Raw genomic sequence first — 24,743 nt, 5'->3', positions numbered from 1 at the left:
GTCGGTGAAAAAAGCGGAACGGATGAATCTCGGGCCTGCCGGCGCGTCCCGGCAACCGGCCGCGCCCACGGGCGTTGCGTCAGGCATCAGGCATTCGAATAACCCGACACGAAAGGCTTCACGGTACCGTCGTCGAGGAACACCGCGCGCTCGACCTTGCCGATGTTCGCGCCGTACACATGGATGCTGATCGATACCTGATCGTCGAACGCGTTGGTCACGCGATGGACGTCGCCGATGCGCGGCGACACGGCCTCGATTTCGCCCGGCCGCAGCCGTACGGCGTCGCCCGCCGGCTCGGGCCGGCCCGCCGCGTCGAACCGGTACGGCTGCGAGAACTCGCCGCCGCGCAGCATCCCGATCAGCCCCCACACCGTGTGGTTGTGAATCGGCGTCGTCTGGCCCGGCCCCCACACGAAGCTGACGACCGAGAACCGCTCGTCCGGGTCGAGATACAGCAGGTACTGCCGATAGCGCGCGGGGTCGGGCTGCGCGAATGCGTCGGGCAACCAGTCGTCGTGTTCGACGAGCGCGGCGAGCAGCGCGCCGCCTTCGTCGAGGATGCGCGCCTCGTTCGCGCCGGACGCGAGCAACGCGCCCAGACCGTCGACGAACGGCCGCAGCGGCGTCTGATGCAACGAAAGCGTACTCATCGGCTGACTCCTCGAATATGATGCCGAATATGATGGATCGTCATGATGCACCCGAAAGACCATGCAGAACAAACATGAAAATTAGCGATATCGACGCTTTTGCAGCGGTCGTCCGCTGCCAGACCCTGAGCCAGGCCGCGGCCGAGCTCGGGATGACGCAGCCCGCGATCACGCGGCGCGTCCAGAATCTCGAGGAAGCGCTCGGCGTGATCCTGCTCGATCGCAACACCAAGCCGCCGCGCCCGACCGACATCGGCCGACGGGTGTTCGAGCAGTGTCGCGCGATCCTGCGCGAGGTCGATGCGCTGCGCGAGCTGACGGCCGGCGAGCAGCCGCCTGCCGGCGAATTCCGGATCGGGCTCACGCAAGGCCTCGGCGAGCTGATGCTGCCCGCGCTGATCGCCGAGCTCGCCGCGCAGTGGCCCGCGCTCGCGACGCAGGTCACGACCGCCTGGGGCGGCATGCTCGTCGAGCGCGTCGCCCGGCGTGAACTCGATGCGGCGCTCGTGTTCCTCGCGCGCGAAATGGTGCTGCCGGCGCAGGTCGAAGGCGAACGGCTGCTGGCCACGCGGCTCGTCGCGGTCGGCCGCAAGGGCGACTGGCCGCGCCGCAGCTACCGGCTCGCCGATTGCCACGCGCGCGGCTGGGTGCTCAATCCGGACGGCTGCGGTTTTCGTGCGGGCTTGCGGCGCGCGCTCGACGCGCAGGGCCTGCCGATGCCGGTCACGCTCGACACCTACGGCCGCGACCTGCAGTTGCAGAGCGTCGCGAACGGCTTCGGCATCGGGCTGATGCCGCTGCCGCTCGTCGAAGGCAGCCCGCTGCGCGATGCGCTCGACATCGTGCCGCTCGCCGATTTCAAGCCGCAGATCGATCTGTGGCTGCTGCGCCGGCACGATGCGGCCCGCTTCGACGCGCCGCTCGCCGCCGTTGCCGCGCATGCGCGCACCGCGTTCGCGTTGCCGGAGCAGGCGCACGGCAAGGCTGCCTGACCGGATCGGGCGGCGAAGGCGTCGCGCCGCCCGATTGGCGCCCGCGCCCGCCCGGCTCCCATCACGCATCGTTGCGGCCGCGTTCGGTCTCGTTGACCGACGCCCCGCTCGTCTCCGTTTCGCCTTTCGTTTCGCCCTTCGCTGCGCGCTTCGTCTCACTCCGGCTCGCCGCTTCGAGCGCCGCACGCCCCGCTGCCACCGCGATCGCATCGTCCTGCGGCGTATGCACGCGGCTGCACAGCACGTCGCGATAGTGGCGTTCGAGCGGATTGGCGCGGCTCAGCCCGTGATTGCCCGACAGCTTCAATGCCTGCTCGACCACGCGGATCGCGTGCTCGGTCACGGTTCGCTTGACGAGGCCGCTCGTCGTGACCGTCGGTGCCGTGCCCGCATCGGTGCGCGCGATGTGATCGTCGAGCAGCACACGGTTCGCATGCAGCCAGCCCTCGATTTCGCCGACCGCTTCCTGCACGCGCGGCAGCGTCGCCAGCGGCGCGCCCAGCCCGCTCGGCGCACGCGTCGTCGCGAACCCGACCAGCCAGTCGCGCGACGCACGCGCCACCGCGTCGTACAGGCTGCCGAGCAACGCGACCATCCACGCCTGCTGGTCGGCCTGCGCGTCGGCATCCGCATGGGTCGCGGCCGACACGGCCCATGCGTCCGGTGCGCGTACGTCGACCGCGTGATCGGCCGGCAGCCGCACGTCGTCGAACACGACCTCATGGCTGCCTGACGCACGCAGGCCGAGGTGATTCCAGCTTTCGATCACGCGGATGCGATCGCCGTCCGCATCGCGGTCACGCGGCACCAGAAACACGCCGACTCGCGGCACCGGCTCGTCGGTGCGCGCCCACACGGCCAGCCAGCGCAGCGCCGGAATCCCGGTGCTGTACAGCTTGTGGCCGGACAATCGCCAGCCGTCGCCGTCGCGCCGTGCAATGGTTTCCGGCAGGCCGCCGCGCGACGGCGAGCCGAGCGCGGGCTCGACGCGCAGCGCGTTGATCAATGCCCCTTCGGTGACCGCGCTGTCGAATACCGCCCGCCGGACCTGCGCCGGCCAGCGGTTGTCGGCGCGGCCGAGCGCGCGATGCTGCAGGTAGGTCATCGTCAGCACCAGCGCGGTCGCCGGGTCGGCGCTCGCGACGGCAGCCACGATCCGGCTCGCCTGCGCGAGCGTCGCACCGGCGCCGCCATGCTCGCGCGGCACGACCTGCGCGATCAGCCCCGCGCGATGCAGCCGCGCGAAGTTCTCGTGCGGAAAACGGCCGTCAGCGTCGTTGCGGGCCGCGTCGGCGGCCAGCTCCGGCGCGAGGCGGTCGAGCAGCGCGGCGACGCGGGCGCCGTCGGCGTCGACATCGTCAGTGGACAGCAGGCGCAGCGAACGCGGCTGCGGCGCTGGCGAGGAAGCGGCAAGGCTGGCGGACATCGAGACGGATTCCCTGGGCAATACGCAAAGTAATACGGACCGGCGGCAATAGCGGCAATCGATCGCCACGCGGCGCGGTTTCTGATGAAGCCGGCGATCCGGAACGCGCGGCGCCGGATGCGCTGGCGCCCGCGCGCCCGATCTTTCGTGAGCCCACAGCGTATGCGCAGCGCACCCCCGCCCAAACCATGCAAATCTGATATTCAATTCGGGATTGATTATTTCCGTTTCGCATGATCCCGGCGTTAACCTGCGCTCCATTCCTGCCCGGCCATGCGCCGGGACGTCCCTGCACCGGAGACCCAGATGAGCGTCGAATTCATCGGCATGATTCAGAGCCAGAAGCAGTCGGAAATCCATCCGCCGTCCGGCCCCGTCGTCGATCCCGATTACGTGCGCGATTTTGCGCGCGCCCACGAGACGGCCGGCTTCGACCGGATTCTCGTGCCGCACCACTCGACCGGCCCGTCGGCGACGCTGACGATCGCGTTCGCCGCGGCCGCGACCGAGCGCATTCACTTCATGCTCGCGCATCGCCCGGGTTTCACCGCGCCGACGCTCGCCGCGCGGCAGATCGCGACGCTCGACCAGTTCAGCCGCGGCCGGCTCGCCGTGCACTTCATTTCCGGCGGCTCGGACAGCGAACAACAGCGCGACGGCGATTTCCTCGATCACGACGCGCGCTATGCGCGCACCGACGAATACCTCGGCATCCTCCGACGAATCTGGACCGAAGCGCAGCCGTTCGATCACGACGGTGCGCACTACCGATTCAAGCAGGGCTTTTCGGAAGTGAAGCCGTTCCAGCAGCCGCATGTGCCGATCTATTTCGGCGGCGCATCGGAAGCGGCGCTCGAAGTGGCCGGCAAGCACGCGGACGTCTACGCGCTGTGGGGCGAATCGCTCGACCAGGTGCGCGACCTGACCACACGCGTGCGCGCCGAAGCCGCGAAGCACGGCCGGCAGGTGCGCTTCTCCGTGTCGTTCCGCCCGATCCTCGCCGCGACCGAGGACGAAGCGTGGGCACGCGCGCATCGCATCCTCGACGAAACGCGCCGGCTGCGCGAAGCGGCCGGCCTGGGCGCCGGCGGCCCGCAGCAGAGCGAAGGCGCGCGCCGCCTGCTCGCCGCGGCCGAACGCGGCTCGCGCGTCGACAAGCGGCTGTGGACCGAGATCGCGAAGCTCACCGGCGCACGCTCGAATTCGACGGCGCTCGTCGGCACGCCCGAACAGGTCGCCGATGCGCTGCTCGACTACTACGACCTCGGCGTCACGACGTTCCTGATCCGCGGCTTCGATCCGCTGGAAGACGCGATCGACTACGGCCGCGAACTGATTCCGCGCGTGCGCAGCGCCGTCGCCGCCCGCGACGCGGCACGCCGCGCAGCCTGAGCCCAACGAAGCCTATTGGAGCCATCCGCCATCATGTCCGCCGTCCTTGCCTCGCCCGTCCGCACCGCATCGGGTCTCGAACTCGCCGAAGCGCCGCGCCAGCATTTCTGGTTCGATCCGCCGGCACCGCGCATCGACGTCGCCGCCGAGCGCCGTCACCGCCAGGAACGGCTCGCGGGCGCATTCCGCCTGTTCGCCCGCTTCGGCTTCGCGCAGGGGCTCGCCGGCCACATCACCGCACGCGACCCCGAGCTGCCCGACCACTTCTGGGTGAATCCGCTCGGCGTGCATTTCTCGCAGATCAAGGTGTCCGACCTGCTGCTCGTCAACGCACGCGGCGAAACCGCGATCGGCACGCGGCCGCTGAACAAGGCCGCGTTCGCGATCCATGCGGCGATCCACGAAGCGCATCCGCACATCGTCGCCGCCGCGCATACGCACTCGACATACGGCAAGGCGTGGTCGACGCTCGGCCGCCTGCTCGATCCGCTCACGCAGGATGCCTGCGTGTTCTACGAAGACCACGCGCTGTTCGACGACTTCACGGGGATGGTCGTCGACACGAGCGAAGGCGCGCGGATCGCGGACGTGCTCGCGAAGCCGGACGGCACCACGCACAAGGGCGCGATCCTGAAGAACCACGGGATCCTGAGCGCCGGCCCGACGGTCGAGGCCGCTGCGTGGTGGTACATCGCGCTCGACAACGCCGCGCACACGCAGTTGCTGGCCGAGGCGGCCGGCACGCCGCAGCCGATCGATCGCGCGACCGCGCGCCACACGCACGGCCAGATCGGCGGCCCCGAGGGTGCGCTGCATGCATTCGACAGCCTGTTCGCGCGCGTCGTCGCCGAAGAACCCGACCTGCTCGACTGAGCAACATTCCGCACGACCGGAGACCAGCCCTCATGACCCGAACCACCGCACCCGCACCCGTGCCCGACGACGCGCACGACGACAAGCGCCGCAAGCTGCTGCGCGCCGCCGGCGCCGTCGCGCTCACCGCGCCCGCGATCACGCTGGGCCGCAAGGCCTGGTCCGCGCCGCCGCTGAAGAAGCTCACGTTCGCGTGGAACCAGAACGCGTTCTGCCTGACGCCGATCGTCGTCGCGCAGGAGCGCGGCTTCTTCGAGAAGAACGGCCTGAAGGTCGATCTGATCAACTACAGCGGCTCGACCGATCAGTTGCTCGAATCGATCGCGACCGGCAAGGCCGATGCGGCGGTCGGGATGATTCACCGCTGGCTGAAGCCGCTCGAAGCCGGTTTCGACGTGAAGATCATCGGCAGCTCGCACGGCGGCTGCGTGCGGCTCGTCGGCGCGAAGGCGGCCGGCGTGACGACGCTGCAGGCGCTGAAGGGCAAGACGGTCGGCGTCAGCGACCTGGCTGCGCCCGGCAAGCATTTCTTCTCGATCCTGCTCGCGAAGAACGGGATCGATCCCGAACGCGACATCACGTGGCGGCAGTATCCGGCCGACCTGCTCGGCGTCGCGGTCGACAAGGGCGAGATCCACGCGATCGCCGACGGCGACCCGAACCTCTATCTGCTCGAGAAGCGCAGCAACGGCGCATACACCGAGCTGGCGACGAATCTGTCCGGCGAATACGCGCGCAAGGTGTGCTGCGTGATCGGCGCGCGCGGTGACCTCGTGCGCAACGACCGTCCGTCGGCCGCCGCGCTCGCGCGCTCGATCGTGCAGGCCACCGAATTCACGCACGACAACCCGAACGAAGCCGCGAAGGTGTTCGCGAAGTATTCGCCGAAGATCAACCCCGAGGACTTGCGCAAGCTCTACGCGACGCTCACCTACAATCACCACCCGACCAACGTCGACCTGCAGCAGGAAATCGCGTTCTACGCGGACGACTTCCGCCGCATCAGCGTGCTGAAGAAGAGCACCGACCCGCAGCGCTTCGCGCAGCAGGTCTATGCGAACGTGCTGGGGTGACGCGATGTCGACGATCGAACACGCTGCTCCCGCACGCTCCGCTTCAGGCGCTTCCGGCGCTTCCGGCGCTTCCGGCGCCAGTACCACCGCATCGTCGGCACGTGTCGCCTGCACGGCCTGCGAAGCGACGCTGGCCGCCGAAGCCCGTCGCGCGCGTACCTGGCCGACCGGCATCGCCGCCGCGCTCGCATGGGGCGTGCTCGGCGCCCTCACGCGACTGTGGCCGAACCGCGTCGTCGGTTTCAGCGACTGGGCGTACACCGACGAATTCGCCGTCGGCGCGTGGACGATCGCCGCGCTGTTGCTCGCCGCCGCGACGCTCGGCCATCTCGTCCCCGCGACACGCAAGCGGCTCGCGCGCGTGCGCCCGGCCGGCCCGTGGCTCGTCGCGCTGCCGCTCGTGCTCGCCGCGTGGGAAATCGTCACAGCTAAAACCGGCTGGCTGCCGACGCCGTTCTTCGCGCCGCCGCAGGCGCTGATCGAGGTCTACGTCGACGACTGGCCACGCCTGCTGGGCAGCGCCGGCAACACGCTGAAGCTGCTCGCGCTCGGCTTTGCGTATGGCGTCGCGGTCGGTTTCGCGGTCGGCGTGTCGATCGGCTGGTCGCGCCGGATCGGCTACTGGGTGCATCCGGTGTTGCGCGTGCTCGGCCCCGTGCCGGCCACCGCGCTGCTGCCGCTCACGTTCTACTTCTTCCCGTCGAGCTATTCCGCGGCCGCGTTCCTGATCGCGCTCGCAACCGGCTTCCCGGTCGCCGTGCTCACGTGGTCGGGCGTCGCGAGCGTCAACAAGCAGTATTACGACGTCGCGCGCACGCTCGGCGCGAACGCGCGCTTCCTCGTGCTGCGCGTCGCGATTCCGGCCGCGCTGCCGCACGTGTTCGTCGGCATCTTCATGGGGCTGAGCGCGTCGTTCACGGTGCTGGTCGTCGCCGAGATGATGGGCGTCAAGTCGGGGCTCGGCTGGTACCTGAGCTGGGCGCAGGGCTGGGCATCGTACGTGAACATGTATGCGGCGCTGATCGTGATGGCGCTGCTGTTTTCCGGGCTGATCGCGCTGCTGTTCGCGGTGCGCGACCGCGTGCTCGCCTGGCAGAAAGGAACCGTCAAATGGTGAGCGCCGCCGTACTCGAATCGTCCGTTGCATCGTCCGTTGCCGCTGCGCCCGCCGTCACGGCGGCGCGCGGCGCGCGCATCGACATCCGCCGCGTGAGCCATGCGTTCGACGGCCCCGGCGGCGCGCTGCCGGTGCTCGACGACGTCACGCTGTCGGTCGCGGCCGGTGAATTCGTCGCGCTGCTCGGCCCGAGCGGTTGCGGAAAATCGACGCTGCTGCGCCTCGTCGCGGGCCTCGACGCCGCGCGGCAAGGCACGATCGCGCAAGACGGCGTGCCGATCGAGCAACCCGATCCGTCGCGCATCGTCGTGTTCCAGGATCCGACGCTGTACCCGTGGCGGCGCGTGCGCGCGAACGTCGCGCTCGGCCTCGAGGCGCGCGGCGTGGCACGCACCGCGCAGCATCGCGTCGACGATGCGCTCGCGCGCGTCGGGCTGCAGGAATTCGCGAACGTGTTCCCGCATCAGTTGTCCGGCGGGATGGCGCAGCGGGTCGCGCTGGCCCGTGCACTCGTCAACGATCCGCACCTGCTGATTCTCGACGAGCCGCTCGGCAAGCTCGATTCCCTGACGCGGCTGACGATGCAGGCCGAGCTCACCGCGCTGTGGCAACGCGACGGCTTCTCCGCGCTGCTCGTCACGCACGATGTCGAGGAAGCGCTGTTCCTCGCGCAGCGCGTGATCGTGTTCGGGCCGCGCCCCGCGCGGATCGTCGCCGAGTTGCACGTCGACCTGCCCTATCCGCGCCATCGCGGCGACCCGCGCCTCGCCGAACTGCGTCACGACGCGCTGCGGCATCTCGGGCTCGATGCGAGCTGGTAGATGCGCGGTACCGTTCGACGAAGGGCCGCCGCGCGGCGCGGCCGTAGCCGATGAACGCGCCGACGTTCGCCGACTGGGCGCTCCTGTTTCTGCAAGGGCTGTATCGCGCGCAAATCGCGCTGGCGCGCGTGCTGCATGCGATCGGGCTGACGGGCGACGCCGATGGTCAAGCCGCGTGGCCATGGGCCCATCGCATCGCGCTCGAAACGCTGCGCATCGACGCGGGACTCACGCGGCAGCTTGCGTTCGCCGTGGCGGCGACGGCGCTGGCGGTCGTGCTCGCGGGCATCGCGCTGGCGTCGCGCAAGTGGCGTGTCGTATCGGCAGTCGCCGCGCTGGCCGTTGCGTGGTTCGCGCCGTGGCCGCCGTCGTCGCTGTGGCTCTCGCCTGCCGTACCGACGAGTTTCCAGCGCGATCCCGCGCCGTTTTCCGTATCGAACGTGATGCACGGCGCGCATCTGTATGCGCAGCATTGCGCGGCGTGCCACGGCGCGGACGGACGCGGCGAAGGGCCGCTCGCGGCCACGCTCCCGCACTGGCCGCCGACCTTCGCCGGCGCGCTGCTCGCCCGACGTCTCGACGGCGAGCTGTTCTGGCGCGTACGCCACGGCACGCGCGACGAACACAGCGCGTCGACGATGCCCGGCTTCACCGCGACGCTCGGCCCCCAGGACACCTGGGCCGTGCTCGACTACCTGAAAGCGCTCGCCGCGGGCAGCGGCGCGCAGGCGGAAGGCGCGTGGCCCGTGCCCGTTCCGCTGCCGGCGCTCGACGTGCGCTGCGGCGCCGCTGCACCCCAGCCGCTCGAGCGCTGGCGCGACGGCCAGCGCGTGCGCATCGTCGCGCTCGCGCCGGGCGCGACGCCGCCGCCGGAAGACGCGCGCTGGCAAACCTTGCTCGTCACGGCACACGGCGCGCCCGTGGCGCAGGCGACCGGCGCCGCGCGAGCCGATTGCGTCGCGTCGACGCCCGATGCGTGGCGCGCATTCGCGACGATCGCCGGCGTGGCGCCCGATGCGCTCGGTGGCACGCAGCTCCTCGCCGATCGGCGCGGCTGGCTGCGGGCGCGCGCGTTGCCGGGCAGCGCCGGCTGGTCGGATGCCGACCTGCTGTGCCGATCGGACGCCACCGCACGACCGGCCGTGCCGGCAGCGACCGGCGATCCGCTGACTGCGCTGCTGCTGCGCGTCGACACGGAGCCCGTACGCGATGTGCAGGCCGGGCTTCCGCATTGATTGAATCCCTGAACTTCTCTTCCGACCGAGCTTCACGATGAATCCGACCCGACGCCATTTCCTCGCACAAGCGAGCGCTCTCGCCACGATCGCCGCAGCCCCGGCCGCCCTGCGCGCACAATCGGGCACGCGGCCGCTGCTGCGCGCCGGCGACCAGAAAGGCGGGCTGCGTGCGCTGCTCGAAGCGGCCGGCGAACTGAACGGCCTGGCGTACGACATCGCGTGGACCGAGTTCCCGGCCGCCGCGCCGCTCGCCGAAGCGCTGAACGCGGCCGCCGTCGACTGTGGCCCGATCGGCGATGCGCCGGTGATCTTCGCACTCGCGTCGGGCGCACGCATCAAGGTGATCGGCGCGAACCGTTCCGACCCGTACGGCACGGCGGTGCTCGTGCAGCCCGACGCGGCGCTGAAAGGCGCGGCCGACCTGAAGGGCAAGCGCATCGGCACCACGCGCGGCTCGATCGGCCATTTCGTCACGCTGAAGGCTCTCGATGCAGCGGGCCTGCCGCCCGACGCCGTGTCGTTCCGCTTCCTGCCGCCGGCCGACACGATGCTTGCGCTCGCAACCGGTTCGATCGACGCGTGGGCGACCTGGGAGCCCTATACCGCGCTCGCCGAAACGAGCGGCCGCGCGCGCGTGCTCGTCAATGGCCGCGGACTGTGGTCGGGCCTCAGCTACCTCGCGGCGACCGACGCAGCGATCGCGTCGAAGCGCGACGTGCTGCACGATTTCCTGCGGCGCGTCGTCCGCGCGCAGACCTGGTCGTACCGCCATGTCGATGCGTATTCCGCCGCACTCGCGCGCATCATCGGCATTCCGCCGGCGGCCGCGAAGCTGCAGTTCGAGCGCCGCCACACGCGCTGGCTGCCGATCGACGCGACGGTCGTCGCGGAGCAACAACGCACGGCCGACTTCTACCTGAAAGCCGGACTGCTGCGCCAGCCGCTCGACGTGCGCACGACGTTCGACCCGGGCTTCCCGCTCGCCTGACCGGCCGCGCGACGGCGCGCAGCCGCCCGAACGGCTTCGGCATGATCTGGCACAATCGCAGTCTCGCCATTCGCCTTCAGCCAGCGTCATGCCAGCCATCGCCGAACTCTTCGTCTACCCGATCAAATCCTGCGCCGGCATCGCGTTGTCGCGCGCGCAACTGCTCGAAACGGGCCTGGCGTACGACCGCCACTGGCTGATCACCGACCCGGCCGGGCAGATGATCACGCAGCGCACGCACCCGCGCCTCGCGCTGATCCGCACCGCGCTCGACAGCGATGCGCTCGTGCTGAACGCGCCGGGCATGCGCGAGATCCGCACGCCGCTCGACGGCGACGTATCGCCCGCCACGCCGAAAATGGCCGCGACCGTATGGCGCGACACCGTCGACGCGATCGACACGGGCACCGAAACGGCCGCGTGGCTCACCGAATTCCTCGGCACGCCCACGAAGCTCGCGCGCTTCGGGCCCGACGCGCGTCGCGGCTGCAACCGCACATGGACCGGCGAGATCGATACGCACACGCAGTTCGCGGACGGTTACCCGCTGCTCGTGATCGGCCAGTCGTCGCTCGACGACCTGAATGCGCGGCTCGCCGCGAAGGGCGCGCCGGCGATCCCGATGAATCGCTTCCGCCCGAATATCGTCGTGTCGGATCTCGACGCGTTCGAAGAGGATTTCGTCGAACATCTCGACACGGAAGGCGCGACGCCCGTGCGGCTGCGCCTCGTGAAGCCGTGCACGCGCTGCCCGATGCCGACGATCGATCAGGCCACCGGCGCGCCCGATCCGGCGTGGCCGCACGAACCGACCGACACGATGCAGACCTATCGCGCGAACCCGAACTTCAACGGCGAGCTGACGTTCGGCATCAATGCGATCGTCGTCGAAGGCGCGGGCGCGTGGCTCGAAGTCGGCCAGTCGCTGGAAGCGGAGATCGGATTCGGCGATTGAGCCGGGCAGGCGGAACCGCTCGCCCCTTTCACCGCCGGGAAGCCGCGGCTCACAGCCACCGCTTCCCGCATCGCCGATCGCCATCACGCAGCGCGCGGCGCTGCGTCGTTCGCCGCCGGCAGCCAGATCGTCACGACCAACCCGCCACCGGCCGCATCGGCCAGCGTCACGCTGCCCTGGTGCACACGTGCGATCTCGCGCACGATCGACAGCCCGAGCCCCGTCCCTTCGACCGTCTGCGTCTTGCTGCCGCGATGGAAGCGCTCGAACACCGCGTCGCGTTCGTCCGCCGGAATGCCCGGCCCGTTGTCGATGACGTCGAGCCGCGCGTGCTCGCCGTCGCGCGATACGCGCACCGTGATCACCGCGCGATCACCCGCATAACGGATCGCGTTGTCGATCAGGTTGCCGATCATCTCGCCGAGCAGGTCGGACTGCCCGTGCACGTCAAGGTCGGCCTCGTGCTCGAAACCGAGATCGATGTCGCGCGCGCGGGCGACCGGCGACCAGTCGAGCGTCACGCTGCGCGCGAGCCGGTGCAGCGCGACCGGCTTGTGCGCGACCGCATGGCCGCTGTCCGAATCGAGCCGTGACAGCGACAGCAGTTGCTGCACGATCTTCGCGGCCTGCCGCACCGCACCGTTCGCACGCCGCAGGTGCCCGTTCGCGCGCGGCTGCTCGTCGGGCCGCAACGCGAGTTCGACGCCCGCCTGCACGGCCGCGAGCGGCGTCTTCAGTTGATGGGCCGCGTCCGCGAAGAAGCGGCGCCGCGCGACCTGCATCCGCTGCGTGCGGCCGATGTACTGGTTGATCGACTCGACGAGCGGCGCGAGTTCGCTCGGCACCGCACCGGTATCGAGCGGCGTCGTATCGTCCTCGCTGCGCGCGGCGACCGTCGCCGACAGCCGGTTCAGCGGCCGCAGCCCGCGCCCGACGCCGAGCCACACGATGCCGAGCGCCAGCACGACGAGCAATCCTTCCTGCAGCAGCGACCCCACCAGGATCTCGCGCGCGAGCGCTTGTCGCGCCTCGATCGTCTCGCCGACCATCACCCACACGATGCGCGACTGCGCGGTCGGCACGTCGTGCACCGGGATGCGCAGCGCGGCCATCCGCAACTGCTCGCCGCGATACACGACGTCGTAGTAACGCGTGACGAACAGCGCGCCGTCGCCTGCGTCGCGCCCTTGCGGCAGCGGCAGGTCCGGGTAGCCGGTGATCGTGTGGCCGTTGTCCTCGCGGATCAGGTAGTAGACCTTGCCGCCGTCGCTCGATTCGAGCATTTCGAGCGCGAGATACGGCAGGTCGACCTCGATCTCGCCGTCGTTGAGCCGCACGCCTTCGCGGATCGACTTCAGCGACGACGACAGCGTGCGGTCGAACGCGACGTGCGCGGCGCTCATCGCGCGCTGGTACGTGAGCCACGAGTCGAGCGCGAGCAGGCCGAGCAGCGGCAGCAGCAACCACAGCGCGACCTGCGCGCGCAGGTTCGGGCGGGTCACTCGGCCCCCCGCCAGGCCGCCCATAGGGACACGGCGGCGCATGCACGGCGCACCGCTCCGCGCCCGCACGGTCGGCCGTGAATGGCGTGCGTGTCGTTGGCGCGCCGTGAGCGTGTCGATCCGGCATGGCGCGTCAACGCGCCCACCCGTTCCGCGCAAAGATCGTGAGCCCGGCGGCGGTTCATTCAGCCGTCTCCGCCTTCGCTTCCAGCAGATAACCGAGCCCGCGCAGCGTGACGATCGCGACTCCTGCGTTCTCGAGCTTCTTGCGCAGCCGGTACACGTAGATCTCGATCGCATCGGCGTTCACCGACTCGTCGAGCCCGAAGATCTTCTCCGACAGCGTTTCCTTGTTGATCGCGCGGCCGTTGCGCAGGATCAGCACCTCGAGCACCGAACGCTCACGCGGCGTGAGCGGCAGCGGCTCGCCCGCGAGATGGAAGCTGCGGTCGATACTGTCATACGAAAGCGGCCCGCATTCGACCCGCGAATGCTCGTGGCCGAGGCTGCGGCGGATCAGCGCGCGGGCGCGCGCCTCCAGTTCGGTCAGTTCGAATGGCTTCGCGAGGTAGTCGTCGGCGCCGAGATCGAGCCCCTTCACGCGATCCTCGACCGAGCCGTGCGCGGTCAGGATCAGCACCGGGACCGGATTGCGGCGCGCGCGCAGCCGCCGCAGCACTTCCAGCCCGTCGAGCTTCGGCAGCCCGAGATCGAGAATCACCAGCGCGTAATCCTGCGTGCGCAGCACGTGGTCGGCGGCCTCGCCGTCCGCCATGTGGTCGACCGCGAAGCGCGCCGCGCTTAGCGCATCGTTCAGCGACTGGGCGAGGTTCGGATTGTCTTCGACGAGCAGCACACGCATGGGGATTCCGGTAAGGTCAGCGACAGGCCGCTACATTACATGATCCTTTCCATCGCGACGCCTCGCGGAAACACGGGTTGCGCCGTCGGCTCGGGCGCACGTCGGCCGGCCCGGCCGACCGTCGCTCAGCGCTCGGCGGCGGGCCGGTTGCGCGTCGCGAAGCGCGAACTTTCGCCTGCCCGGCGCCGCTCGCGCAGGCCGACCGCCACCGCCAGGAACGCGACGCTCGCACCGGCCGTGACGACGATCATCGGGCGCGCGGTGCCGTCCGACAGCCACGCCAGCACGCCGCCGCACGCGGCGGTGATCGCCATCTGGATAAAGAAGAACAGCCCGGACGCCGTCCCCGCGATCGTCGTGTACGGCTGCATCACCGCGAACTGGCAGGCCGGAATCGCGATCCCGACGGTGATCATCACGAAGAACATCGGGACGACCAGCGCCGCGACCGCCGTCGGCGCGATCACACCGCCGATCCACAACACGGCGGCGCCCGCCAGATTGACGCCCGCCGCCGCCGCGATGACCGAATCGGTCTTCCAGCGCGTGCCGGTCCGCGCGAACAGGTTCGAACCGATCAGGTAGCCGAGCACGGTCAGGCCGAAGATCGCCGCATACACGGGGCCGGATACGCCGCGTTGCCGCTGGAACAACGTCGACGATTCCGCGATGAACGGGTAGTACGTGCAGTACGCGAAACTGATGGCGAGCGAGTAGCGCAGGAACCTGCGCTCGCGCAGCAGGCCCGCGTACGTCCGCAGAAGCCCCGCGCCCGGCGCCGGCCGCGCGTTGCGTTCGCGCGTCTCCGGCAGGTAGCGCAGCACCATCGCCGTTGCGACCAGCCCGCCCGCTGCCAGCAGCCCGAACACGCCGCGCCAGCCGAGCCATTCGGCCACCGCACTGCCGGCCAGCGGCGCAATCACCGGCGACAGCGCCATGCCGGCCGAGATGCGGCCCAGCATCGTGGCCTGCATCGCGGTCGGGAAGCGCTCGCGCACGATCACCCGCCCGATCACCGTTCCGCTGCAGCCGCCCAACGCCTGGAAGATGCGCGCGGCGACGATCGCCGTGACGCTGGTCGACCACGCGCAGGCAACGCTCGCGACCACGTAGAGGCAGAGACCGCCGAGCAGGACGGGACGGCGGCCATAGCGATCGGACAACGGCCCCGACGCCAGCATCGACAGCGCGTAGCCGACCATGTACAGGGTGAGCGTGAGCTGCAACTGGGCATCGGTGCCGTGCAGCGCATCCGCCATCGCCGGCAGCGACGGCAGGTACGCATCGATCGTGACCCGCGGCAGGCACACGACGAGCATCAACAGGAGCAGCCAGCCCCACTGGGGTAATGAACGCGTTTTCATGCGGTGAGCTCGCCTCCGGTCGGATTGATGGGGTCGACAGCAATCTAAGGTCAAAGTGATATAAGCTGAAGGGCCATTAAATCCTTGACTGAATAGACCACTATGCCGCGAGGCAAAGCCGCGATTCCGCTTGATCTGCCGTGCCCGGCCGGGCTGTCCGCGGGCAGTCCGCAGTCGAAGCAGGAGTGCATCGCCGACGCGCTGCGCGACGCGATCCTGAAGCGCCTGCTGCCCGGCGACAGCCCGCTGCCGTCGAGCCGCACCCTCGCCGCGCGCTGGGGCGTCGCCCGGGGAACCGTCGAAGCGGCGTACGACCGGCTGTGCTCCGAGGGCTACATCGCCCGCACGCAAGGGTCGGGGTCGCGGGTATGCGCGGTGGTGCCGGACAGCTATCTGCGCGCGGCGGCGCAATCGCGCGACACCCACCTTCCCCCATCCGTCGCACACCCCGCACCGGCACGCACGACCGAAGCCCCCGCGCCGGAACAAGGCGTGCGCCCGGGCGTGCCGTTCGTCGCGCGGCTTGCCGATCCCGGCCTGCTGCCGATGCAGCAATGGAAGAAGGCGCTCGGGGCCAGCCTGCTTGCCGCGACCGCGCACGACCTCGGGGCCACGCCGGCGCAAGGCGTCGAAAGCCTGCGCGACGAAATCGCCGCGTACCTGCGGGAATACCGCGGCATCCCGTGCGACGCCGGCGACATCTTCATCACGACCGGCATCCGCCATTCGATCGATCTCGTCGCGCGCACGCTGCTCGCGCCCGGCGCGACGGTGCTGATGGAGGATCCCGGCTATGCGTCGGCGTGGCAGATCTTCACGATCGCGGGCGCGACCGTGATCGACGTGCCGGTCGATCGGGAAGGCATCGACACGGCATCGCTGGACCGCTATCCCGATGCGCGCGCGGCCTACGTGACGCCCGCCCATCAGGCGCCGCTCGGCGTGACGATGTCGGTGTCGCGCCGGCTCGAACTGCTCGACTGGGCGCAGCGCACCCGCGCATGGATCATCGAGGACGACTACGACGGCGAATTCAGCTACCAGACCGCCCCGCTGCCTGCGCTGAAATCACTCGACGCGTGCGATCGCGTGATCTACTGCGGGTCGTTCAACAAGACGCTGTTCTCGGGGCTGCGCATCGGCTTCATGGTCGTGCCCGCGGAACTGCGGCCGGCTCTGTCGGCCGTGTGGCATGCGACCGCGCGCTCGGTCGGCGTGGCGCCGCAGCTGGCGCTGGCCCGCTTCATCGCGCACGGCGATTTTGCGAAGCACCTGCGCGCCGCGCGTCACGCGTACCGCCAGCGGCGCGACCTCGTGCTCGACCAGTTGGCGAAACACGCGGGCGGGCGGTACACGGTGTCCGGCGAGCACGCGGGCTTTCATTTCGTGCTGTGGCTGCCGCCCGGGATGGACGACGCGACGTATGTCGCGCAAGCCCAGGCGGACGGCGTCGAATTGCAGCCGATCCGCGGATTCTGTCGAAGCGCCCGGTGCGAAGCGGGCGTCGTCGTCGGGTATTCCGCGCTGACGGCCGCGCACGCGCGGCATGGCGGCCGGCTGCTCGGCAAGCTGCTCGCGCAACCCGCCTAGCCGCGCCCGTCATCGTTGCCGCGCCCCGCGGCAACCCGCCGCTCCCCCTTGTCCGACCGTGCCGCACGCTGCAAAACGCGCGGCCGCCGCCGCTTCGACCTCGGGAAATCCATGACATGAACGACACGATTGTGAACAGAAATGAAAGCGGGCTGAAAGTGCACCGCAATTAACATCCGCTCCACTCGAACAACACCTAGACGTAACTGGAGGAAGACATGCCGTTTGCACCGAAGCACCTCGCCGCCGCGCTGGCGGTCGTTCTGGGCACTGCCGCCGGCAGCGCCGCCGCGCAGGTTCCGGCCGGGTATCCGGGGAGCTACCAGGGCGTCATCGACGCCGCGAAGAAGGAAGGCAAGCTGATCGTCTACTCGACGACCGACACGGGCCTCGTGCGTCCGCTGATCAAGGACTTCGAAAGCCTGTACGGCGTGAAGGTCGAGTACAACGACATGAACAGCACCGAGCTGTACAACCGCTACATCAGCGAGAACGCGGCGAGCAGCACCAGCGCCGACGTGCTGTGGAGCTCGGCGATGGACCTGCAGGTCAAGCTCGTCAACGACGGCCTGATGGCGTCGTACGACTCCCCCGAAAGCGCGAACCTGCCGCAATGGGCGCAGTACCAGAAGCAGGCCTACGGCACGACGTTCGAGCCGCTCGCGATCGTCTACAACAAGCGCCTGATCCCCGAGAACGAAGTGCCGAAGACGCGCGCCGAGCTGATCAAGCTGCTCGCGTCGCAACCGGACAAGTTCAAGGGCAAGCTCACGACGTACGACGTCGAGAAATCCGGCGTCGGCTTCAACGCGCTGACGCAGGACGCGCACCTGAACGAGAAGGTCACGTGGGAACTCGTGAAGGCGATCGGCGCGACCGGCCCGAAGCTGCAGTCGAGCACCGGCGCGATGATGGAGCGCATCTCGTCGGGCGAGAACCTGATCGGCTACAACATCTTCGGATCGTACGCGTACGCGAAGGCAAAGAAGGACAAGTCGATCGGCTACGTGTTTCCGAAGGACTACACACAGATCGTGAGCCGCCTCACCACCATCTCGAAGAAAGCGAAGAATCCGAACGCCGCGAAGCTGTGGGTCGACTACCTGCTGTCGAAACGCGGCCAGACGCTGATCGCGAACCAGGCCAACCTGTACGCGATCCGCACGGACGTGACCGGCGAAACGTCGGCCGCGGGCCTCACGAAGGAACTCGGCGATTCGCTGAAGCCGATCCAGATCGGCACCGGCCTGCTCGTCTATCTGGATCAGTCGAAGCGGCTCGCGTTCCTGAAGCAATGGCAGCAGGCGATCAAGGGCTGATCCGCTGATCGGCTTCGGCCGGCCAATGGCCGCCCGCCACGTCGCGCGGGCGGCCCCTTCCCCATACCGACTTCCTAGAGGCGGCCATCCGGATGGCCGCAGGGGCAAACTCATGCTTTCAACCAGCACACGCGGATCGGTGCCTGCCGTTCCGCCCGCCACCGGCCCGCGCGATGCGATTCCCGCGCTGCCGGTCAGCAGCCTGCAGCCGCTCGCCGGCATGCTGCGCTGGATCGTCGTCGCGGTACTGACCATCGCGGTCGCGCTGCCGCTCGGCTTCATCCTGTTCCAGAGCCTGCTGTCCGCGCCGTTCTTCGATGCGAACAAGACGCTCGGCATCGACGGCTTCCGTTTCGTCTTCAGCGATCCCGATTTCTGGTCGGCCGTGAAGAACTCGTTCATCATCGCCGGCGGGATGCTGTTCATCTCGATCCCGCTCGGCGGCGTCCTCGCGTTCCTGATGGTGCGCACCGACCTGCCCGGCCGCCGCTGGCTCGAACCGCTGCTGCTCACGCCCGTGTTCGTGTCGCCGATGGTGCTCGCGTTCGGCTACGTGGTCGCGGCCGGCCCGGTCGGCTTCTACTCGGTGTGGTTCAAGGCACTGTTCGGGGTGCAAAGCGTGCCCTGGAACGTGTACTCGGTCTTCGCGATCACGGTGATCGTCGGCCTCACGCACGTGCCGCACGTGTACCTGTACTCGTCGGCCGCGCTGCGCAACCTCGGCTCGGATGTCGAGGAAGCCGCGCGCGTGACGGGCGCCCGCCCGTTCCGCGTCGCGCTCGACGTGAGCCTGCCGATGACGATGCCCGCGCTGCTGTTCGCCGGCGTGCTGGTGTTCTTCCTCGGCTTCGAGGTGTTCGGGCTGCCGCTCGTGCTCGGCGATCCGGAAGGCCACCTCGTGCTCGCGACCTACCTGTACAAGCTGACCAACAAGCTCGGCGTGCCGTCGTATCACCTGATGGCCGCGGTCGCGGTGTGCATCGTCGCGATCACGTTCCCGCTCGTGCTGCTGCAGCGCCGCCTGCTGAAGACCGCGAACCGCTTCGTCACCGTGAAGGGCAAGGCCGGCCGCGCGACGGTGCTGCCGCTCGGCGTATGGCGCTGGGTCGCGCTCGCGATCGTCGCGCTGTGGCTGATGCTGACCGTGATCGTGCCGATCTCGGGCATCGTGCTGCGCGCGTTCGTGACCAACTGGGGCGAAGGCGTCGCGCTCGCCGACGTGCTCACGCTGTCGAACTTCATCGAACTGTTCGAGCAGGACAACCTGGTGCGCGCGATCGTCAATACGCTCGGCGTCGGCGTGATCGGCGGCGCGCTCGCGATCGGCTTCTACTCGCTCGTCGCGTTCGCCGGCCACCGCCGCCCCGACTGGGCCACCAAGCTGCTCGACTACCTCGTGCTGCTGCCGCGCGCGGTGCCCGGCCTGCTCGCCGGTCTCGCGTTCCTGTGGATCTTCCTGTTCGTCCCCGGCCTGCGCGAGCTGAAGAACTCGATGTGGAGCATCTGGATCGCGTACACGGTCGTGTGGCTCGCGTACGGGATGCGGCTCATCCAGAGCGCGCTGCTGCAGGTCGGCCCCGAGCTCGAGGAAGCCGGCCGCAGCGTCGGCGCGACGCGCAGCCGCGTGTCGCTCGACGTGACGCTGCCGCTCGTGCGTTTCGGCCTGCTCGCCGCGTGGCTCCTGATCTTCATGATCTTCGAGCGCGAATACTCGACGGCCGTCTACCTGCTGTCGCCCGGCACCGAAGTGATCGGCGCGCTGCTCGTGTCGCTGTGGGCGACCGGCGCCGTCGACCAGGTCGCCGCGCTTTCTGTCATCAACATTGCGATGGTCGGCGCCGGTCTCGGCGTGGCCCTGCGTTTCGGAGTGAAACTTCATGGATAAGCTCATCGTCGACGACCTGCACCTCAGCTACGGCACCCATCCGATCCTCAAGGGCGTGTCGTTCGAACTGAAGGCCGGCGAAGTCGTGTGCCTGCTCGGCGCGTCGGGCAGCGGCAAGACCACGCTGCTGCGCGCGGTGGCCGGCCTCGAACAGCCGTCCGACGGCCGCATCCAGCTCGACGACCGCGTGTTCTTCGACGGCGCGCAGCGCGTCGACCTGCCCGTCGAGCAGCGCTCGCTCGGGCTCGTGTTCCAGTCGTACGCGCTGTGGCCGCACCGTACCGTCGCCGACAACGTCGGCTACGGGCTGAAGCTGCGCCGCGTCGCGCCGGCCGAACAGAAGCGCCGCGTGCAGTCCGCGCTCGACCAGCTCGGCCTCGGCCATCTCGCGGAACGCTTCCCGCATCAGCTGTCGGGCGGCCAGCAGCAGCGCGTCGCGATTGCGCGCGCGCTCGTCTACAACCCGCCGGTGATCCTGCTCGACGAACCGCTGTCGAACCTCGACGCCAAGCTGCGCGAGGAAGCGCGCGCATGGCTGCGCGAGCTGATCGTATCGCTCGGGCTGTCGGCCCTGTGCGTGACGCACGACCAGACCGAAGCGATGGCGATGTCCGACCGCATCCTGCTGCTGCGCAACGGTCGCATCGAGCAGGAAGGCACGCCGGCCGAGCTGTACGGCGCGCCGCGCTCGCTGTATACGGCCGAGTTCATGGGCAGCAACAACCGGATCGACGCGCGCGTCGCGGCCATTGACGGCGAACGCGTGACGCTCGCCGGCGACGGCTGGGAACTGCAGGCGCTCGCCCGCGACACCTTCGCGCCGGGCCAGGACGCGCAGGCCGTGATCCGCCTCGAGCGTGTGCAGGTCGCCGACGGCCCGGGTGCGAACCGGCTGCAGGCCGACCTCGTCACGTCGATGTATCTCGGCGACCGCTGGGAATACCTGTTCCATTGCGGCGAGATGCGCCTGCGCGCATTCGGTCACGTGCCGCGCGCAGCGGGCAAGCACTGGATCGAATTCCCGGCCAACGACTGCTGGGCGTTCGCGAAAGCGGGCTGACCCCGTCGCGGCGGCCCACGCGCCGCCGCGCATGCATTCGCGCACACATCCCTTCGCGCCCCGCATCGGCGCGACGCGTACCCGTTTTCTGTTTCAACCCGCCCACAAAAACCAAGGAGACGCCGTCAAAATGAAGTCACGCGCAGAACGTTCCATTCGAACAGTAGTCCTCACCAGTTTGGCCGCGGCAGTCTGTATCGCCGTGCCGGCCGCGCACGCGCAGTCGTCGGTCACGATCTACGGGATCATGGACGCCGGCATCGAGTTCGCGAACCACGCGGCGCCGGAAGGCGGCAATTCCGTCAAGCTCAAGTCGGGCAACAAGAACACGTCGCGGTGGGGCTTGCGCGGCGTCGAGGATCTCGGCGGCGGGCTGAAGGCGGTGTTCCGGCTGGAAAGCGGGATCGACCTCGCGAACGGCGCGTCCGACGACGGCCCCGACTCGATCTTCGCGCGCCGCGCGACGGTCGGCCTGAAAAGCAAATGGGGCGAACTGACGCTCGGCCGCAACTTCACCGTCACGTACGACTACATGATGCCGTTCGACCCGATGGGTTATTCGCAGAACTACTCGTGGGCCTCGTCGTCGATGGCGACCGGCGGGCGCAAGGACGGCATGTTCACGCGCTCGTCGAATGCGGTGCGCTACGACGGTGAATTCAACGGCTTCAAGTTCGGCGCGTTGTACGGCTTCGGCAACGTGCCGGGCAGCATGAAGACCAGCTCGAAATACGACTTCGCGGCCGGCTACGAAACAGGCCCGTTCGCCGCGGTGGTCGCGTTCGACCGGCAGAACGGCGCGGCCGACAGCGTCACGCCGGCCGATGCGGTCAACTATATCCAGGGCATCCATGCCGGCCTGAGCTACGACTTCGGCAACCTGAAGACGATGGCCGGCTACCGCAACTACAAGCGCACGTATCGCACGAGCGCCGCGAACCAGTTGAGCGACATGTACTGGGTCGGCGGCTCGTATCAGTTCACGCCGACGTTCTCGCTGATCGGCGCCGTGTATCACCAGAACATCAAGGGCGGCACGGATGCCGATCCGACGCTCGTGTCGATGCGCGCGCAATACGCGCTGTCGAAGCGCACGGTGCTGTACGCAGCCGGTGCATTCGCGATCGGGCAGCATGGGCAGAAGGTCGGTGTATCGCGCGATGTCAACGGGTACGGCACCACGCAGGTCGGGGTGACGGCCGGGATTCAGCAGCGGTTCTGAGTCTCATGCGGCGGATGGCGGCGCGCGCGTTGCGTCGCTGCGCCGCGTCGCCCGTTCGCTCGCGACGGGCCACCGTTCCCTTGTTTGTTGCACGAAGCGTGCTCGCCGTACCCATCGGTATCGTGAAGAGATCACGTGCGTGAACGGTGCCCGCCGTGCGTTCGGCCACGCGGTGCACCGCCGCTTCTTCATCTGCCCTCGTCCATCGTGAACACCGATCGCACGAGGCTGCTCGTATCGCCCCAATGCACGCCGACGTCCGCCAGCGGCACTACCCGCGTCTCGATTGCCAGGCCCGCCGGCCCGGCCGCGTCGAATACGCCGCGCACCGAGGCCAGCAGGCGCGGCAACGGCACACTGCCGAGGCCGCTGCCCATCAGCTCGATGGCGGTCGCCCGCAGCACCGCGCCCGGCAGCAGCACATCCGCGCCGCCGATCGAACCGATCTGCACGAAGCGCAGCCGGCGGCCTTCGGGCGTCGCCTTCGCCGCAGCAACCAGCAGCGTCTGCGCGCTGGCACCCCACAAATAGTCGAGCACAACGTCTACGCCTGCGCGAAAGTGTGGCTCGAGCGCACGCGCCAGATGCGCGTCGTCCTGCTGCAGCGACACGACGGCATCCGCGCCCGCGTTCAGCAATGCCTGCAGCGCAGCCGCGTTGCGGCCGGTCGCGATCACCTTCGCCGCGCCGAGATGCTTCGCGATCCGCACCGCCAGCCGCCCCGACGTACCGGTCGCGCCGTTGACGAGCACCGTCTCGCCCGCGACGAGCCGGGCGCGCTCGGTCAGCGCGGCCCACGACGACATCCCGGGAATCGCGATCGCCGCGGCCGTGATGTCGTCGAGCGCGTCGGGCAACGGCACGCACCGCGTATCGGGCACGATCGTGCACTCGGCCATCGCGCCGAACGGTGCGGGCGCGCCGAAGAAATAGACGCGCTGCCCGTCATCGAGGCGGCCCACGCCGTCGACGCCGACGACGAACGGATAACGCCATTCCGACGAGTAATGCGTACCGGACGCCCGCCCCTGCGCGATCCGGCTCAGCGCGGACGCCGTCACGTCGATCAGGCGATGGCCCGGCATCGCGCGCGGTGCTTCGAAATCCATATGGACGGGACGCTCGCCGGCGCCCGTCACGACTGCTGCTTTCATGGTGACTCCTTGAATCGGGATACTCGATCGACAGTTCCCGCGCGTGTCAATGCGCTTCGAGCCACGCGCGCAGCGTGGGATCGCGTACGTCCAGCACGTCGAACAGGCCAAGTGCGCGCAACGCGGGCAACGCGTCGATCGTGTCGGCTTCCGCGCGCGCCCGGTCGGCAGGCGCGGCGTTCGGGTCGGTCAGCACTCGCGCGTTGACCAGGAACGCGCCGACGGTGCCCTTGCGGATCGTCGTTCCGCCGGCCTCGATCCGGTCGGCATGGTCGGGAAGCATCTGTTCGGCTCGCATCGTGTCGTACTCCGGTTGTCATCGATGGATGCAGTGTAGGCGTGCGAATCCGGCCGATCTCCGGTATAACGGCCATTCGATACCGCTATCCGGCCATGTCCGATCCACTCCTGCCCGCCCGATTCGTCACGTCCGACGACGGCCCGTTCGTCGTCGCGGCCGTCCTGTCGCAACGCGATCCGCGCGTGACGCCATCCCACTCGCACGCGCGCGGCCAGCTCGTCGGCGCGCTGAGCGGGCTGCTGACGATCGGTCTCGACGATCAGGACTGGGTCGTGCCGGCGATCCATGCGATCTGGATTCCGCCGCATTGCCGGCATTCGCTGCGCTCGTTCGGGCCGATTTCCGGCTGGTCGGCGTTCGTTGCCGAAGCACGCTGCGCGGCGCTGCCGGATACGCCGCGCGCGATCCGCACGACGCCGCTGCTGCGCGAGGCCGTGCAGCGCGCGGCGAGTTGGGAGGGGTCGGCGCTGGATGCCGCTCAAACGCGGATCGCCGACGTGATCCTCGATGAAATCGCGTCGTCGGAAGTCGAGGCGCTGGGGCTGGTGCGGCCGCAAGATCCGCGGCTGATGAAGATCACCGATGCGCTTGCCGCCGATCTAGCGGACAACCGGCGGCTGGAGGAATGGGCCGAATGGGCCGGCATCAGTGCGCGGACGATGAGCCGCCGCTTCGTCGCGGAGACGGGGCTGACGTTCGCGCAGTGGCGTCAGCAGGCCAGGCTGCTGCGGGCGCTGGAGCGCATTGCCGACGGTGTGCCCGTGACGACGATCGCGCTCGATCTTGGGTACGACAACGTGAGCGCGTTCATCGACATGTTCCGGCGCGCGTTGGGGACGACGCCGGGGAGGTATATGGCGCTTACGACGCGTGACACCAGGGATGGCAGAATTCAGTCATAGCCCATGCAGCTCATCTTCGGATCAAAGACTTTGGCACGCCCCTCGCTCCACACC

22 protein-coding genes are annotated in these 24,743 nt (G+C 69.2%); 15 read left to right on the top strand and 7 right to left on the bottom strand.

The features are described 5' to 3' along the window. Positions 1-86: 86 nt before the first annotated feature. A complete protein-coding gene (locus CFB40_RS24290) occupies positions 87-653 on the bottom strand; it encodes a cysteine dioxygenase (protein WP_089427616.1) in 567 nt (188 codons plus the stop codon). 17 nt (positions 654-670) lie between these two features. Here CFB40_RS24290 and CFB40_RS24285 point away from each other — a divergent pair, with 17 nt between their 5' ends. Next, a complete protein-coding gene (locus CFB40_RS24285; protein ID WP_174971555.1) occupies positions 671-1,645 on the top strand; it encodes a LysR family transcriptional regulator in 975 nt (324 codons plus the stop codon). A 61-nt stretch (positions 1,646-1,706) separates the two neighbouring features. Here the strand turns inward: CFB40_RS24285 and CFB40_RS24280 are convergent, their stop codons facing one another. Further along, a complete protein-coding gene (locus tag CFB40_RS24280; protein ID WP_089432604.1) occupies positions 1,707-3,071 on the bottom strand; it encodes an acyl-CoA dehydrogenase family protein in 1,365 nt (454 codons plus the stop codon). A 306-nt stretch (positions 3,072-3,377) separates the two neighbouring features. Between CFB40_RS24280 and CFB40_RS24275 the strand changes: the two genes are divergently transcribed. From CFB40_RS24275 to CFB40_RS24240, 8 genes are all read left to right on the top strand, one after another. Beyond that, complete coding sequence (locus tag CFB40_RS24275) at positions 3,378-4,463, top strand: LLM class flavin-dependent oxidoreductase (protein WP_089427618.1); 1,086 nt, start codon at positions 3,378-3,380, stop codon at positions 4,461-4,463. Positions 4,464-4,496: 33 nt separating this feature from the next. Next, positions 4,497-5,336, top strand: coding sequence for a class II aldolase/adducin family protein (locus CFB40_RS24270; protein WP_089427619.1), 840 nt, complete (start codon positions 4,497-4,499; stop codon positions 5,334-5,336). 32 nt (positions 5,337-5,368) lie between these two features. After that, positions 5,369-6,409 carry an ABC transporter substrate-binding protein gene (locus tag CFB40_RS24265; RefSeq protein WP_089427620.1) on the top strand — a complete coding sequence of 347 codons (1,041 nt, stop codon included), beginning with the start codon at positions 5,369-5,371 and terminating at the stop codon, positions 6,407-6,409. A 4-nt stretch (positions 6,410-6,413) separates the two neighbouring features. Then, positions 6,414-7,526, top strand: coding sequence for an ABC transporter permease (locus CFB40_RS24260; protein ID WP_089433301.1), 1,113 nt, complete (start codon positions 6,414-6,416; stop codon positions 7,524-7,526). After that, positions 7,520-8,347: an ABC transporter ATP-binding protein gene (locus tag CFB40_RS24255; RefSeq protein ID WP_089432603.1), complete on the top strand. Its 828-nt coding sequence runs from the start codon at positions 7,520-7,522 to the stop codon at positions 8,345-8,347. The genes CFB40_RS24260 and CFB40_RS24255 overlap by 7 nt, the downstream gene beginning before the upstream one ends. Before the next feature lie 50 nt (positions 8,348-8,397). After that, on the top strand, positions 8,398-9,582 hold the full coding sequence (locus CFB40_RS24250; protein WP_089432602.1) for a c-type cytochrome: 1,185 nt from the start codon (positions 8,398-8,400) through the stop codon (positions 9,580-9,582). Positions 9,583-9,619: 37 nt separating this feature from the next. Then, positions 9,620-10,573 (top strand): ABC transporter substrate-binding protein, encoded by a 954-nt coding sequence (locus CFB40_RS24245; protein WP_089432601.1) that lies wholly within the window; start codon positions 9,620-9,622, stop codon positions 10,571-10,573. An 88-nt stretch (positions 10,574-10,661) separates the two neighbouring features. Then, positions 10,662-11,528, top strand: coding sequence for an MOSC domain-containing protein (locus CFB40_RS24240; protein WP_089427625.1), 867 nt, complete (start codon positions 10,662-10,664; stop codon positions 11,526-11,528). 83 nt (positions 11,529-11,611) lie between these two features. Here the strand turns inward: CFB40_RS24240 and CFB40_RS24235 are convergent, their stop codons facing one another. The 3 genes from CFB40_RS24235 to CFB40_RS24225 form a co-directional block, all read right to left on the bottom strand. Next, positions 11,612-13,030: a sensor histidine kinase gene (locus CFB40_RS24235; RefSeq protein WP_089432600.1), complete on the bottom strand. Its 1,419-nt coding sequence runs from the start codon at positions 13,028-13,030 to the stop codon at positions 11,612-11,614. A 181-nt stretch (positions 13,031-13,211) separates the two neighbouring features. Further along, complete coding sequence (locus CFB40_RS24230) at positions 13,212-13,892, bottom strand: response regulator (RefSeq protein ID WP_089432599.1); 681 nt, start codon at positions 13,890-13,892, stop codon at positions 13,212-13,214. 125 nt (positions 13,893-14,017) lie between these two features. Then, positions 14,018-15,256: a multidrug effflux MFS transporter gene (locus tag CFB40_RS24225; RefSeq protein WP_089432598.1), complete on the bottom strand. Its 1,239-nt coding sequence runs from the start codon at positions 15,254-15,256 to the stop codon at positions 14,018-14,020. 102 nt (positions 15,257-15,358) lie between these two features. Between CFB40_RS24225 and pdxR the strand changes: the two genes are divergently transcribed. The 5 genes from pdxR (at position 15,359) to CFB40_RS24200 (ending at position 22,332) form a co-directional block, all read left to right on the top strand. After that, the gene (gene pdxR / locus CFB40_RS24220; RefSeq protein WP_089432597.1) at positions 15,359-16,846 is read left to right on the top strand and encodes a MocR-like pyridoxine biosynthesis transcription factor PdxR; all 1,488 of its coding nucleotides are present in this window, start codon (positions 15,359-15,361) and stop codon (positions 16,844-16,846) included. Positions 16,847-17,064: 218 nt separating this feature from the next. Continuing rightward, complete coding sequence (locus tag CFB40_RS24215) at positions 17,065-18,165, top strand: ABC transporter substrate-binding protein (protein ID WP_089427630.1); 1,101 nt, start codon at positions 17,065-17,067, stop codon at positions 18,163-18,165. 112 nt (positions 18,166-18,277) lie between these two features. Then, the gene (locus CFB40_RS24210) at positions 18,278-20,050 is read left to right on the top strand and encodes an ABC transporter permease (protein WP_089432596.1); all 1,773 of its coding nucleotides are present in this window, start codon (positions 18,278-18,280) and stop codon (positions 20,048-20,050) included. After that, the gene (locus CFB40_RS24205) at positions 20,043-21,110 is read left to right on the top strand and encodes an ABC transporter ATP-binding protein (RefSeq protein ID WP_089432595.1); all 1,068 of its coding nucleotides are present in this window, start codon (positions 20,043-20,045) and stop codon (positions 21,108-21,110) included. Before CFB40_RS24210 ends, CFB40_RS24205 begins: the two co-directional genes overlap by 8 nt. A 130-nt stretch (positions 21,111-21,240) precedes the next feature. Continuing rightward, positions 21,241-22,332, top strand: coding sequence for a porin (locus CFB40_RS24200; protein WP_089432594.1), 1,092 nt, complete (start codon positions 21,241-21,243; stop codon positions 22,330-22,332). Positions 22,333-22,520: 188 nt separating this feature from the next. On the opposite strand, the gene CFB40_RS24195 is transcribed toward CFB40_RS24200, so the two are convergent. Continuing rightward, a complete protein-coding gene (locus CFB40_RS24195) occupies positions 22,521-23,486 on the bottom strand; it encodes a quinone oxidoreductase family protein (protein ID WP_089432593.1) in 966 nt (321 codons plus the stop codon). A gap of 46 nt (positions 23,487-23,532) precedes the next feature. Next, positions 23,533-23,784 (bottom strand): hypothetical protein, encoded by a 252-nt coding sequence (locus CFB40_RS24190; protein WP_089427635.1) that lies wholly within the window; start codon positions 23,782-23,784, stop codon positions 23,533-23,535. 95 nt (positions 23,785-23,879) lie between these two features. On the opposite strand from CFB40_RS24190, the gene CFB40_RS24185 reads away from it, so the two are divergent. Continuing rightward, positions 23,880-24,689 carry an AraC family transcriptional regulator gene (locus CFB40_RS24185; protein WP_089427636.1) on the top strand — a complete coding sequence of 270 codons (810 nt, stop codon included), beginning with the start codon at positions 23,880-23,882 and terminating at the stop codon, positions 24,687-24,689. Positions 24,690-24,743: the final 54 nt, after the last annotated feature.

It is taken from the genome of Burkholderia sp. AU31652 (assembly GCF_002223155.1).
Lineage (GTDB): Bacteria > Pseudomonadota > Gammaproteobacteria > Burkholderiales > Burkholderiaceae > Burkholderia.
Note: the sequence above shows the minus strand (reverse complement) of the source record. Positions and strands in the feature narration are given on the sequence as shown.